This is a genomic window from Faecalicatena contorta (assembly GCF_021531895.1).
Classification (GTDB): domain Bacteria; phylum Bacillota; class Clostridia; order Lachnospirales; family Lachnospiraceae; genus JAFBIX01.
This window is the reverse complement of record NZ_JAFBIX010000004.1, coordinates 50231-63936: the sequence shown is the minus strand read 5'-3', so window position 1 is coordinate 63936 and position 13706 is coordinate 50231. Positions and strand designations below refer to the sequence as shown.

The 13706-nt window shown below is 39.6% G+C and carries 11 protein-coding genes; 1 reads left to right on the top strand and 10 read right to left on the bottom strand.

What is annotated here, in order from left to right:
• Positions 1-228: 228 nt before the first annotated feature.
• The 3 genes from yajC to JQM81_RS02070 all read right to left on the bottom strand — a co-directional run bounded on the left by yajC (position 229) and on the right by JQM81_RS02070 (position 3438).
• Positions 229-534, bottom strand: a complete 306-nt coding sequence (gene yajC, locus JQM81_RS02080) for a preprotein translocase subunit YajC (RefSeq protein WP_235231873.1) — start codon at positions 532-534, stop codon at positions 229-231.
• A gap of 89 nt (positions 535-623) precedes the next feature.
• On the bottom strand, positions 624-1757 hold the full coding sequence (tgt, locus tag JQM81_RS02075) for a tRNA guanosine(34) transglycosylase Tgt (protein ID WP_235231872.1): 1134 nt from the start codon (positions 1755-1757) through the stop codon (positions 624-626).
• A 31-nt stretch (positions 1758-1788) separates the two neighbouring features.
• Positions 1789-3438, bottom strand: a complete 1650-nt coding sequence (locus tag JQM81_RS02070; protein WP_235231871.1) for a L,D-transpeptidase family protein — start codon at positions 3436-3438, stop codon at positions 1789-1791.
• A gap of 204 nt (positions 3439-3642) precedes the next feature.
• On the opposite strand from JQM81_RS02070, the gene aroC reads away from it, so the two are divergent.
• Positions 3643-4749, top strand: coding sequence for a chorismate synthase (gene aroC, locus JQM81_RS02065; RefSeq protein ID WP_235231870.1), 1107 nt, complete (start codon positions 3643-3645; stop codon positions 4747-4749).
• 77 nt (positions 4750-4826) lie between these two features.
• Here aroC and JQM81_RS02060 read toward each other — a convergent pair whose 3' ends face one another.
• Genes JQM81_RS02060 through pap form a run of 7 tightly spaced genes read right to left on the bottom strand, consistent with a single transcriptional unit; the run spans position 4827 to position 13574 of the window.
• Positions 4827-6494 carry a nucleoside kinase gene (locus JQM81_RS02060; protein WP_235231869.1) on the bottom strand — a complete coding sequence of 556 codons (1668 nt, stop codon included), beginning with the start codon at positions 6492-6494 and terminating at the stop codon, positions 4827-4829.
• A gap of 28 nt (positions 6495-6522) precedes the next feature.
• The gene (locus JQM81_RS02055) at positions 6523-7311 is read right to left on the bottom strand and encodes a Nif3-like dinuclear metal center hexameric protein (protein WP_235231868.1); all 789 of its coding nucleotides are present in this window, start codon (positions 7309-7311) and stop codon (positions 6523-6525) included.
• 26 nt (positions 7312-7337) lie between these two features.
• Positions 7338-8042: a tRNA (adenine(22)-N(1))-methyltransferase gene (locus tag JQM81_RS02050; protein WP_235231867.1), complete on the bottom strand. Its 705-nt coding sequence runs from the start codon at positions 8040-8042 to the stop codon at positions 7338-7340.
• A 13-nt stretch (positions 8043-8055) separates the two neighbouring features.
• The gene (gene rpoD / locus JQM81_RS02045) at positions 8056-9171 is read right to left on the bottom strand and encodes an RNA polymerase sigma factor RpoD (protein WP_235231866.1); all 1116 of its coding nucleotides are present in this window, start codon (positions 9169-9171) and stop codon (positions 8056-8058) included.
• Between the two features lie 39 nt (positions 9172-9210).
• Positions 9211-10986: a DNA primase gene (gene dnaG, locus JQM81_RS02040; protein WP_235231865.1), complete on the bottom strand. Its 1776-nt coding sequence runs from the start codon at positions 10984-10986 to the stop codon at positions 9211-9213.
• A gap of 47 nt (positions 10987-11033) precedes the next feature.
• Entirely contained in the window at positions 11034-12041 is a 1008-nt protein-coding gene (locus tag JQM81_RS02035) for a deoxyguanosinetriphosphate triphosphohydrolase (RefSeq protein ID WP_235231864.1), read from the bottom strand.
• Positions 12042-12056: 15 nt separating this feature from the next.
• Positions 12057-13574 (bottom strand): polyphosphate:AMP phosphotransferase, encoded by a 1518-nt coding sequence (gene pap / locus JQM81_RS02030; protein WP_235231863.1) that lies wholly within the window; start codon positions 13572-13574, stop codon positions 12057-12059.
• Positions 13575-13706 lie beyond the last annotated feature (132 nt).

Sequence of the window (13706 nt, the reverse complement as noted above, 5' to 3'; positions counted from 1 at the left end):
GACTTTTATCCCCTTTCTTTCTCTACTTATTACCGTTTGCCCGCACAGTATATTATCTTGTGAAAAAAATATCAATGGGATTATAGACAGTAATTATCATTTAAAGCTATGTATCTAATTTTGTGCAATCTACAGGGGAACAGGAATTTTCCCAAAAATCCTTTCGCACCTCCTTCAAAGCAACAAAAAAAGACCCCTTTTGATTAAGGGTCTTTTTACGTTTTCCTTTTATTCTGCTGAAGCTTTTTCTACTTGTGCTATTGCTGCTTTCTGCATTGGGATACGGCAATTCCTGTTGCTTCCGAATTCTACAATGACATCTTCTTCGCTGATATCAATAATAACACCATAGAAACCACTTGTTGTCAATACTGTATCTCCGACTTCCATCTCTGAGATCATTGCCTGAACTCTTTTCTGCTCCTTTTTCTGTGGCCTTATAAAAATAAACCAAAAACCACCAAAAATAACTGCATATACAATAATCAGTAATACCCAGCTTCCACCTGAACTTTGTGATGCTAATGCGTACATATTAATTCCTCCTAATATCTTTAAACACTATTGCTATCATACACAATATTGCAACTTTCATCAAGTAATTTTCTTGAATTCATCATTTTTTATGCTTCTTTTTTCAACATACTGGCAATTTTTCTTTTTTTATACTCCTGATAATTTCCTTCATCAATGGCCTGACGAATCTCTTCCATCATTGTATTGTAGAAATACAAATTGTGAAGTACGCATAAGCGCATCCCCAGCATCTCTTTTGCCTTCAGCAAATGTCTGATATATGCCCGAGAATAAGTACGACATGCAGGGCATTGGCAACCTTCTTCTACTGGACTGTCATCCAACTCATATTTTGCATTAAATAGATTAAGTTTACCTTGATTGGTATATACATGCCCATGGCGGCCATTCCTGCTTGGATAAACACAGTCAAAAAAATCAACACCACGATCAACAGCTTCTAATATATTCACCGGAGTTCCTACCCCCATAAGATAGGTTGGCTTATCTACCGGAAGATACGGAACAACTGCATCCAGAATTCGATACATATCTTCGTGAGACTCTCCAACAGCCAGCCCTCCGACAGCATATCCATCAAGATTCAATTCTGCAATTTCCTGTGCATGACGAATACGGATATCTTCATAAATACCACCCTGATTAATTCCAAATAACATCTGATGTTGATTAATCGTATCCGGCAGTTGATTCAGCCTATCCATCTCTTCTTTACACCGTTTCAGCCATCGTGTTGTTCTGTCTACAGAATTTTCAATATACTCTTTTTCCGCTACACTTGAAGGGCACTCATCAAATGCCATGGCAATGGTAGAGGCCAGATTCGATTGAATCTGCATACTCTGCTCCGGTCCCATGAAGATCTTTCTTCCATCAATATGAGAATTAAAATAAACACCTTCTTCTTTAATTCTTCTAAGTCCTGCCAGAGAAAAAACCTGGAATCCGCCGGAATCGGTCAAAATCGGCTTGTCCCAGACCATAAACTTATGAAGTCCTCCTAACTTTTTCACCACTTCATCTCCAGGTCGAACATGAAGATGATATGTATTAGAAAGCTCTACCTGCGTTTTAATTTCTTGCAGATCAGTCGTAGAAACTGCACCCTTGATTGCAGCCGCTGTTCCCACATTCATAAATACAGGGGTCTCAATGACCCCATGCACTGTATGTAATCTTCCTCTTTTGGCAAGACCATCTCTTTTTATCAATTCATACATGGTCTTTTCCTCATTCTTCAAAATATTCTATTTAATAATGGCAAACTACTGGAGTTCCCGCTGATATCAGGTTATACAATTGTCCGGCTACATCATATGGCAAATTCACACACCCATGTGAGCCATTTGTTAAATACCTTGATCCTCCAAATGACGATTGCCAGGTAGCATCATGGAAGCCAATTCCTCCATTAAACGGCATCCAATATTTCACCGGAGTCTCATATTCATATGTTCCATCCGGCTTTTTTGTACCTCTTAAAGTCTGATCTAATGCTTTATAAGCCAGAGTATAGACACCCTGCGGGGTTCCATTTCCTCTATTAGGGTTACCAGTTACAACACCAGACTGTAGAACCACCTGACCATCCTGTATAAAATACATTTGCTGTGCAGTAAGATCCACCTCTGCGTATGTACTCCCTACATCATTTCCTTCATGGCTGGCTGCACGACTGACATAATTAGGCTCTCTTGTCACTGTCTCACCATTTTGAATATTCGCAATCAATGCATTATACTCTGCTTCCTGATCAATCTTCCATCCATAACTTCCACCTTCAACTGTTACCACATTACCGGTCGCTGTAGTAAAGTTTCTTGGTTTTCCTTTGGTATCATACTTATTCGCCAGAGACTGTACATATGCCCTGACAGCCCCTTCATCAAAAGTTACATTCATATCTGCATCCACACTCACCCATTGAGATATAACAGATGCATCCACTACTTCAGTATAAGGGTTAAAATCATAAGTAATATTAGCTCCAAGATAACTGTTCATAGCATCTTTTGCAGCAATGACTTCCTCTGAATCAGACAGAAATCTAGGCAATATATAACATCCTGTCTCATAGAGATCCAGTGTTGGCTGAAATCCATTAATCGCTTCTTCTACTTTTTCACTGAATACTTCTATATTGATCTGAGTCCCCACAACCTCAGGGACAACTACAAATTGATCATTTTGAAATTCCGGATGTGCATCTACAGAAACTGTCTGATTCTCTTCCTTCATGCACTCAAGATTACTAATAATAGCAGACAACGCATCTGCATCGTATTTCACACCAACTTCTGCTTCAATCTCCGGATGATTCCATAAAGATGTAATCCACAAGAAATTATCCTGCTCTTTCACAAGTTTTTTTAATTCATCTCCAGGCACATATTCCAAAGAAATATCAGAACCATTGATTTCTTCTCTATCACCATCAGATTCTTCCAACGTCAGAACATAATCTTTTACTTGTTGTTCCATATATGCTTCTACCTGACTAACATTTTTCAACGAAAAATCTATACCGTTAATCTTTGTATAAAACATAAAATGATTATTAAAGAAAATTGCAAATCCAACATATATAAGCAGCAAAACACAAAAAATGCTTCCAATTATAATTGCAGCAGTTTTTTTGTGCTTTTTCTTTCTGGCCGCTTTCTCCTCCATATCTGCCTGATCATCATCTTCTTCCTCATCTGAATCTTCAAAATCATCATCTTCTTCTAATTCTTCTGTTGTAGAAGAATCGTCATCAGAAGGTATATCATCGCTATCCATATATATTTCTTCATTTTTATCTTCCGTTTCTTGAAAAGCTTCTGAATTGTTGAGATCTTCAAAAATTTCTTTCATGGTCTCCTCTACAATCTCATCAGCTTTTTTATCTCTATCTTCCATTCACCTTACACCTCAATAATAATTATCATGTCATTTTATTATAATATGCATATATTCAAAAGTACAGAAAAAAATGCAAAAAATAAATGAAGATTTCCTGAAGAGAATACAATTGCTGGTTGTGTTTTTTTTCTATTCTATAATATAATGGACTATGTGAAAATAAAACATCTGATTATATAGAATAAAAAAGGAGATTTATCTATGGCAGGATCAACATATGGAACATTATTTACAATCACAACCTGGGGAGAATCTCACGGACCAGCAATTGGTGTAGTTGTTGACGGATGTCCTGCAGGACTCCCCCTCACTCTAGAGGATATACAGCAGTTCTTAGATCGACGGAAACCTGGGCAGAGTAAGTTCACGACCGCCCGAAACGAATCCGATCAAGTGGAAATACTTTCTGGTATTTTTGAAGGATACACAACAGGTACCCCAATTTCCTTAATTGTCCACAATGAAGATCAACGTTCTCGAGATTATGGCATAATCAAAGACTGCTATCGTCCCGGACATGCCGATTATACTTTTGACTGCAAATATGGATTTCGTGATTATCGCGGTGGCGGAAGGACTTCTGGAAGAGAAACTATTGGTCGCGTTGCCGCTGGTGCAATTGCTTCAAAGATATTGGAACAGCTCGGAATTCATATTACTACTTATACGAAAGCTATCGGTAATATTGTAATCCCTGAATCTGACTACGACTACACATGTATTTCCAACAACAAGCTCTATATGCCGAATGAGAAATATGCTGAAATCGCAAGTGAATATTTAGAGAATTGCATGAAAAGTCAGGATTCTTCCGGAGGCATTATTGAGTGCATAATCAACGGAATGCCAGTGGGAATTGGAGACCCTGTCTTCCACAAACTAGACGCCAGACTCGCACAGGCTATCATGTCAATCGGAGCTGTAAAAGGAGTCGAAATTGGCGATGGATTCCAGGCCTCCGTTTCAAAAGGAAGCTGTAATAATGATGCTTTCTATTCCGAAGATGGAAAAGTTACTAAGAAGACGAATCACGCCGGAGGTACATTGGGTGGTTTAAGCGATGGAAGTCCTATCATTTTAAGGGCAGCAATCAAGCCAACACCTTCTATCTCCCAGGAGCAAGAAACCATTGATAAAAATCTACAAAATACCCTTATTGCTATCACCGGTCGTCACGATCCTGTAATTGTTCCAAGAGCCGTTGTTGTCGTTGAATCAATGGCAGCTATTACACTTGTCGATCTACTGATGACAAATATGGCTTCACGTATGGATCACCTGAGAACAATTTATCATTCCAACGATTAATACCAATGTTTAACATTCAAAAAGCTCTGATAGATGCACTGATCCGTCAGAGCTTTTTATTATAACACTCGTCTTAATTATACGTGAAAACAGCCTCCACCGATAAATTCACGCAGAAGTGAATTTGTCGGCACATTTTCACTTCCTATTCCTACAAAATAATCCAGAAATTTCAACAAACGTTTTGCTTCCTGATATTCCGGTACATCCGGGCTGATTCCAAACAATAAAGGTTCTACATAGATTTTCAACACTGCTAATTCATAAATCAACGCAGAATTAAACATCACATCTGCCTCTTCTTGATATGGGAATATGTTCCTCTCTTCTCCTCTTCTTACGGACGGCCACATATTGATTGTTTTTTGAGCAGAGGCTCCTCTGGTACGTGCATCTCTTACAATCCTTCTGAGAAGCCGTCCATCCGTCGTCGGAATACGATTATGCTCATCAATATTTAATTGCGTCAACGCACTGATATAAATCCGGAACTTATTTTCATCCGGAAGATGTTCTGTTAATTTGGGATTCAGGCAATGAATCCCTTCAATCACAAGGACATCGTTTGGTCCAAGTTTCTTCGTTTTTGTTCCATATTCCTTATGACCTGTCACAAAATTAAAATTCGGAATCACTACTTCTTTTCCGGCAAGCAGATCCTGCAACTGCTGATTAAACAATTTTACATCTACAGCCTCCAGGCATTCATAATCATAGGCCCCCGTCTCGTCTCTTGGGTTCTCCTCTCTTTCCACAAAATAATTGTCTACTGCAATAGGATGTGGTACCAGACCATTCGCCCGAAGCTGAACAGACAGGCGATGAGAAAATGTTGTTTTTCCAGAGGAAGAAGGACCCGCAATCAATATAAATTTCAATTCTGGTCGCTTGGCAATCTGCGCGGCAATCTCGGCTATCTTCTTCTCTTGAAGTGCCTCCTGCACCAAAACCGTCTCATGCACATCACTTTTGGTAATTTTATCATTCAATGCACCGACCGTCTCAATCCCTTGCATATCGCCCCACTTCGTTGACTCTTTTAATACCTGGAATAATTTATTCTGTGGTTCAAAAGGGGGAACAACTTTTGGCGCAGACTGTTCAGGCATCTGAATCACGAATCCCTCATCATACAGAAATAATTTGAAATATTTGAGATAGCCAGCGCTTGGCACCATATATCCATAATAATAATCTTCAAACTCATTCATACTATAGATATTTACTTTCGAGACGCGGCGATAACGGAACAACCTTTCTTTATCATACATCCCATGTTGACCAAAAAGAGCGATTGCCTCTGAAGTATGAATCGTACGCTTATTAATAGGCATATCCATAGAAACCATTTCCTGCATTCTCGCTTCGACCCGCGCTAAAAATTCTTGATTTAGGTTCACATTTCCTTCAATCGTACAATAATACCCTTTGCTGACAGAATAGTGAATCCTTACTTTTTTTATTGTGTCCACCTCTGCTACATCATAGATGGCTTTCACCAGCATTAAACTCATACTTCTCTTATACGTCTTGTGTCCAATAGGGTCTCCAGTCGTCTCAAATCGTATGATGCAGTCTTCTTTCAGCGTTTTGAAAAGTTCCTGCAATCTTCCGTTCACAAACACAAGAACAATATCATTCTCATATTGCTCCTGCCATTCTTCCGCAATCTGCCGATAAGTCGTCCCAGACTCATACTGCCGGATTTCATCTCCAATCTGAACGTTATACATTTCCTTTTCCATTGCGCGCCTCCTTTTTGCTCACTAAGCTCTATACCATTTGAAAAGGATGCCGGACAGGTGCGGCTATCACTTCCACTCCCTCCAGATTCTTTTCCAGATATTGTTTCATATCCTCTATAAATATATGTTCTATTCCATAATGTCCAGCATCAATCACAGCAAGTCCCTGTGCATTTGCGTCAATTCCCTCATGATGTCCAATATCACCAGTAATCAATACATCTGCATTTCTTTTCAACGCTTCTGGAATTACACTTTTTCCTGAGCCCGGACAAATAGCAATTCTCTGCACCTTCTGTCCAAGCTCTCCAAATACTTTCACTTCGTTTAACTGAAAAGCTTCTTTCACTTTCTGGCAACAAACCTGCAAAGTAATTGGAGATGTAAGTTCTGTAATTCTTCCAATTCCTTCCAGCAGATTTGTTTCAGGGTCTTCTGCCGTAACTTCCAGAACTTCTGCCTCTTTAAACTGCATTTTTTCTCCAGATAACGCTGCCATTCCCTTTACATCATAATTCGTATGCATCGCATAATAGGATATGTCATTCTGAATTAATTTTATGATACGTCTTCCAATAAAATCTTGATTATTGATTCTCTTCAAGCCACTAAAAATTAACGGATGGTGGGTTATCAACATATCTGCATGGTATGCAGAAGCCGCATCAATCACTTCATCTGTTGCATCCAGCGCCACATAGATACGCTGTACTTCCTTGTCATCTCTGCCAGCCAAAAGTCCCACATTGTCCCATTCCAGTGCATATGCTCTGGAATAAGCATTTTCAATGATTTTTATAATCTCTTTGCAAATCATCGTTGTATCTGCCCCTCCTTGAATAATCACTTCTTTTCGCGAAAATATCCCAGCGCCTGATCAATCAGGATAATTTCTTTTCGCATCTCTTCCATTCGAGCGGCTGCACTCTCACTGTTTTTTCTTTTTTCCAACTGACGAAATATACTTTCTCTAATTGCCATCTCCCTGTGAAGGTATTTTTCCAAGACAGGATGTCTCTGCTGCAGCAAGCATCTTCCATAAAGACATTCACACCTAGTGTAAGGCTGAACTTCCCCATGAACCACCTTCATCATAGGGTAGAACTTTCCATCTTCCTCCACCATATCTTCCGCAATAATCTTAAGATGGTTCGTGGCCAGATATTCTCGAACCCTCTGTATCTCAGACTGTGGCTGAAGAATACAAGTATATAGTTGATCAACAACATCTTTTCCTTCTTCCAGGATCTTAATCACAAGTCCTCCACCCATGCCAGCCGCTATCATAGTATCAACTTCACCTGGATCTACCGCTTTAAGTCCATCTGATAATCTTGTCTCGATCTGATCTTTCAATCCATGCCCAATAATATGCATCCTTGCCCGTTCCAATGGACCTTTGTTAATATCCAATGCTATCACTTTTGATGCAATCTTTTGCTCAGTCAAATAAATAGGAATATAACCATGATCAGTTCCAATATCTGCAACAGAGGCGCCCTCTGTCACAAGACTTGCAACTGCATAAAGTCTTTTTGATAGTTCCATAGGCGCCTCTTTCTTAATCCAAATAATCTCTTAATTTTCTGCTGCGGCTTGGATGACGCAATTTGCGAAGTGCTTTTGCCTCAATCTGACGAATACGTTCACGAGTAACATCAAATTCTTTTCCTACTTCCTCCAATGTACGTGCACGTCCATCATTCATCCCAAACCGTAATCTCAATACCTTTTGCTCTCTTTCTGTCAGCGTAGATAGTACTTCATCCAACTGTTCTTTTAACAGAGTCTGTGCTGCCGCCTCCGCAGGTACTGGCACATTGTCATCCTGGATAAAATCTCCCAGATGACTGTCTTCTTCCTCTCCAATCGGAGTTTCAAGAGAAACTGGCTCCTGCGAAATCTTCAGAATCTCACGAACTCTTTCTACAGGCATGTCCAACTCAGCTGCTATCTCTTCCGGCGTAGGTTCACGTCCTAATTCCTGCAGCAACTGTCTGGACACACGGATTAATTTGTTAATAGTCTCTACCATGTGAACAGGAATACGAATCGTTCTTGCCTGATCGGCAATTGCTCTGGTAATTGCCTGACGAATCCACCAGGTCGCATAAGTACTGAACTTAAATCCCTTCTGATAATCAAACTTTTCGACAGCCTTGATCAGTCCAAGATTTCCTTCCTGAATCAAATCAAGGAATAACATTCCACGTCCAACGTATCGCTTGGCAATACTTACGACCAATCTAAGATTCGCCTCTGCAAGGCGCTTTTTGGCATCTTCATCTCCATCTGCCATTCTTCTTGCCAGCTCTACCTCTTCTTCCGCAGTCAGAAGCGGCACCTTTCCAATCTCTTTCAAATACATACGTACTGGGTCTTCAATACTGATTCCGTCCGGAACAGACAGATCAATCTTCTCGACATCCACATCATCCTCTTCCGAAATCAGAAGATCCACATCATCAATATCATCGTCATCATCGCCACTGATACGCAAAACATCAATATTATTTGCTTCCAGATATTCAAATATCTTCTCCATCTGTTCGGATTCAAGATCCATATCCGAGAAGAAATCATTAATTTCCTGCACTTCCAGAATACTCTTCTTCTTTTTTCCCAGCGCTACCAGCTCTTTGAGTTTCTCTTCAAATTTTGCTATATTTTCTTCCATGTAGTGCCCATCCTCTCATTGCTTGTTTATATTTTATCCTTAATTAATAGAAATATGCAGTTTTTGGAGGTCCTGCAGTTCCCTTTTCGCATCCATCAACCGTTGTAATCCCTTGATATCCGTAGGGTCAAGCTTTTTTGTTGCTTCCTCAATACTATGGTTCTTCACCCGAACAACGGTTTCCTGCAACGCTTTTTCCTGCTCTTTTACGGTTGTCAATTCCTTAATCTTCGTATGGAATAGACTTGCAACCTCCCGGTGTTCTTCTTCATCCGTAAAATGATTCATAATCTTTGCCGGATTTACATCCTGATCTTCATATTGCTGATAAAGGAGTTCTGCCACCGTTCTATATATATCTCCGGTAAAATCTTCCGGAGTTATATACTTTTTAATCTGCTGAAATATGGATTCGTCCTCAATCAACCACGTCAGAAGAATCTTCTGTGACTTGACAATTCCATTTTCCTTACCTTTTTCACGATTCTGTGAAGACTTCGGCCGCTCCACCGGTTTGGCAAGTCCTGTCTGAATTGCCATCTTTCCGACCAGTTTCCGCAAATCTTCAAAACCTACATGATAAGCTTTTGCTACCGCTTCTATGTAATTGTTCCGCTCGATCTCTTCATCAAATTCCGTCAGCTTTTTAGCTGCTTCCTTCATAAAATCTGTCTTTCCCTCTGGAGAATTCATATCATAATTTTTTTCCAGAACTTCCAGGCTGAACATGAATCCATTTCTTGCCTTTTGAATCCGTTCTTCAAAAGCCTCTGCTCCGAGATTTTTAATAAATTCATCTGGATCTTTATATGGCTCCATCCGAATAATTCTGGCTGTGATTCCTACATCCCTTAGAATTGGCACTGCACGAAGCGCAGCCTTTGTTCCAGCTTCATCACTGTCATAAGTAAGGTATACCTCCTGCACATACCGCTTAATCAATGATGCATGTCCCGGAGTCAATGCAGTTCCAAGCGACGCCACTGCATTCGAAAAGCCAGCCTGATGAAGAGAAATCACATCCATATATCCTTCACAGAGCAGAAAATATGGCTTTTTGGAACTTCTGGCCCGATTCAAGCCATATAGATTCCGGCTCTTATCAAAAATCATAGTCTCCGGCGAATTCAGATACTTCGGCTTCGCGTCTCCCATGACTCTGCCGCCAAATCCAATAACTCGATTGTTGACATCCATAATCGGAAACATTACCCGATTCCAGAACTTATCATAAACGCCCTGCCTTTCGTCAACACTGATCAATCCTGCTTTCGCAATCATCTCTGTCTGATAGCCCTTTGATCTTAAATATCGATAGAGATCATCGCTATATTTGTTGGAATATCCCAGTCCAAAAGCCTTAATAGTATCATCACTTAACTTTCTTTTCTTCAGATAATCGAGTGCCTGCGCCCCCTGACTATTCTTCAGCTGAACATAATAATACTGCGCTGCCGCTTTATTGATCTCCAGCAAAATCGCCTTTGTGTCAGCACGTTCTCTTGCCTCTTTGGAATATTCCTGCTCAGGCAGTTCTACTCCTGCCCGGTCTGCCAGATATTTCAATGCTTCTACAAAAGAATAATTTTCATACTCCATTAGAAATGTAAATACGTTCCCTCCGGCGCCACATCCAAAGCAATAATACATCTGCTTCTGTCTGCTTACCGAAAAAGACGGTGATTTTTCATTGTGAAAAGGACAAAGCCCAAAGTATGAACTACCTTTTTTCTGTAGCTTCACATAACTGGAAATTACATCTACAATATCATTTTTTGATCTTACTTCTTCAATTAGTTCATCGGAATAATACATAATTTAAGCCCTCATATATAATATTCGACAAAAGCATCCGATTTCCTTTAAAATTTCCAAGATTCCGGTACAAAATATTCTTCAAATTTTTTAACTGCATATGTATCAGTCATTCCTGCTATATAATCACAGACTACCTGTTCCTCTCCCGCCTCGCCTTTTTCAAGCATATCCAAAAACTGCAGTGGCAAAAGTTCCAAATGGTGAATGTAATATTCATACAGATCCTCCACCATACGAATCGCCTTCTCTTCTTCTCCTTTGGCCTTTGAATTCAAATATACATGCTCAAACATGAATTTACGTAGCCCATTTGACGCTTCCTGAATCTCTTCAGACATACAGATCCTTGGCTGATCCATACTATTGGTAATCACATCATGAATCATTGTATTCAATCGTTTTTTTGTAGTTGCACCCAGAATTTTACGATATTTTTCCGGAATATCTTCTTCTCTTAAAATATTTCCCCGTATCGCATCATCAATGTCATGATTAATATACGCAATCTTATCAGACAACCGTACAATCTGTCCCTCTAGTGTATGCGGTGTTCCACTGGTTTTGTGATTGCGGATTCCATCCCTCACTTCCCAGGTCAGGTTCAGTCCCTGTCCCTCTTTTTCAAGTATTTCTACAACCCGAACGCTCTGCTCCTGATGTTGAAACCCCAAAGAGCAGACCTGATTCAATGCGCGTTCTCCGGCATGACCAAATGGTGTATGGCCCAGATCATGTCCAAGCGCAATTGCTTCTACCAGATCTTCGTTCAGACGAAGTGCTTTTGCAATCGTTCTTGCATTCTGCGAAACCTCCAGCGTATGAGTAAGTCTGGTTCGATAATGATCTCCTTTGGGAAGAAGAAATACTTGTGTCTTTTGTTTTAATCGACGAAACGATTTGCAATGCAGAATCCGATCACGATCTCGTTGAAATACCGGACGAATATCACATTCTTGTTCCGGTCTGTCTCTTCCCACAGAATCCTTACTTAAGGCCGCATATGGGCTCAAATATTCTATTTCCCGAAGTTCTAACTGTTCCCTGATCGTCATGTATCTGCCACCTCTTTATCTCTTTTTTTCCTTTAATCGAGTTTCAATTGCATTCACCACAGTTTCTAATACTTTAATTCTTGCATAATATTTACTATTTCCTTCTACTACAATCCAAGGTGCATTGGGTGTGGAAGTACGAATCAACATTTCATTTACAGCTTCTTCATACTGACTCCATTTTTCTCTGTTACGCCAATCTTCATCCGTTATTTTCCATTGCTTTTCTGGATTCGCCTGTCTTGCTTTAAACCTTCTCTCTTGTTCATCCTTATCAATCTGCATCCAGAATTTTAAGACAATTGCACCTGAATTCGTAAGATCCAATTCCATATCATTTATTTCTTTATAAGCCCTCTGCCATTCCTGTTTTGTGCAGAAACCTTCAATTCGCTCCACCATAACTCTTCCATACCAGGTCCGGTCAAATATCGTTATATGTCCTGCCTTTGGCATATCCGTCCAAAAACGCCATAGATAATGATGTGCTTTTTCTATATCATTTGGAGATGCGGTTGGATGAACCACATATCCTCTTGGATCCATTTTTTCTGTCAGGCGCTTGATTGCCCCTCCCTTTCCTCCAGCATCCCAGCCTTCAAATGCAAGTACTACCGGAATTCTTCTGCGATATAACTCACTGTGAAGCTTTTCTATCTTCTTCTGTAGTTTTTCCAGGCGCTTTTTATACTCCTCTTTTGTATAAGAAAGGCTTAAATCTGCTTTTGCTAGAATTGATTCCTTTAATTTTTTATCTTTTTCCGATTCATTAACCCGGAATTCCTCTTTTTGTCCCCTTTCTTCTGTTTCCTTTTTCACTTTCTGTTCTTTGATTCTTTCTTCCAAAGTCTGGATTACAATTGCATAAATCTTTGCTGTTGCAAACTTCCGATCAGTTGCTTCAACAATGTGCCATGGCGCATATTCTGTATCTGTGCGCATTAGCATCTCCTCATTCATTTTCTGATATTTTTCAAATTCTTTATTTCTCTTTAAATCTCCTTTGCTCACACGCCATGAAGTCTCTTCTGAACTCAACAATTTGTCGAATCTTTTTTTCTGCTCCTTTTTCCCAATTGCCAGAAAAATTTTAATAATTACCATTCCATCTGCAGTTAATTGTTCTTCGAATGAACAAATCGAATGATATGCATCCTCAATTTCTTCTTTCTTCATTTTTTTATCAAAGCGATCCACCAAAACCTTTCGATACCAGCTACTGTCATAGATTGCAATTCTGCCCTTCGCTGGCATCTTTGTCCAGAACCTCCATAAAAAAGGATGCATACGTTCTTCTTCTGTCTCATTCTTCACAGCATATACTTCAAATCCTCTTGGATCAAGTGCCTGAATCAATTGCGCTATCTGCACTCCTTTTCCAGATGCTCCATACCCTTCAAAGGCAATCATAACGGGAATCCCTAACTCTTTGCATTCCCGCTGTAATTTCCCAAGTTTCGATTCATATCCCAACATCTTTTCTTTATATTCCGTCTTACTAAGACTCTTCGTCAAATCTATTTTTTCCAACATATTTTCTCCTCCTTGCACAACCAAGAATGCCAATATTTCTAAGATTTCTAATTCTTTTATTATTATACACTATTTGCCAAATATATATTGGTTTTTCGCAAAATATGGATGTTGTTTTTCTTTTATAATGCT

Bases quoted from the DNA above. Each gene is read 5' to 3' on its own strand.
- yajC (WP_235231873.1), bottom strand. From the start codon at position 534: ATGTACGCATTAGCATCACAAAGTTCAGGTGGAAGCTGGGTATTACTG.
- rpoD (WP_235231866.1), bottom strand. From the start codon at position 9,171: ATGGAAGAAAATATAGCAAAATTTGAAGAGAAACTCAAAGAGCTGGTA.
- aroC (WP_235231870.1), top strand. From the start codon at position 3,643: ATGGCAGGATCAACATATGGAACATTATTTACAATCACAACCTGGGGA.
- JQM81_RS02060 (WP_235231869.1), bottom strand. From the start codon at position 6,494: ATGGAAAAGGAAATGTATAACGTTCAGATTGGAGATGAAATCCGGCAG.
- pap (WP_235231863.1), bottom strand. From the start codon at position 13,574: ATGTTGGAAAAAATAGATTTGACGAAGAGTCTTAGTAAGACGGAATAT.
- dnaG (WP_235231865.1), bottom strand. From the start codon at position 10,986: ATGTATTATTCCGATGAACTAATTGAAGAAGTAAGATCAAAAAATGAT.
- JQM81_RS02050 (WP_235231867.1), bottom strand. From the start codon at position 8,042: ATGGAACTATCAAAAAGACTTTATGCAGTTGCAAGTCTTGTGACAGAG.
- JQM81_RS02055 (WP_235231868.1), bottom strand. From the start codon at position 7,311: ATGATTTGCAAAGAGATTATAAAAATCATTGAAAATGCTTATTCCAGA.
- JQM81_RS02035 (WP_235231864.1), bottom strand. From the start codon at position 12,041: ATGACGATCAGGGAACAGTTAGAACTTCGGGAAATAGAATATTTGAGC.
- tgt (WP_235231872.1), bottom strand. From the start codon at position 1,757: ATGTATGAATTGATAAAAAGAGATGGTCTTGCCAAAAGAGGAAGATTA.
- JQM81_RS02070 (WP_235231871.1), bottom strand. From the start codon at position 3,438: ATGGAAGATAGAGATAAAAAAGCTGATGAGATTGTAGAGGAGACCATG.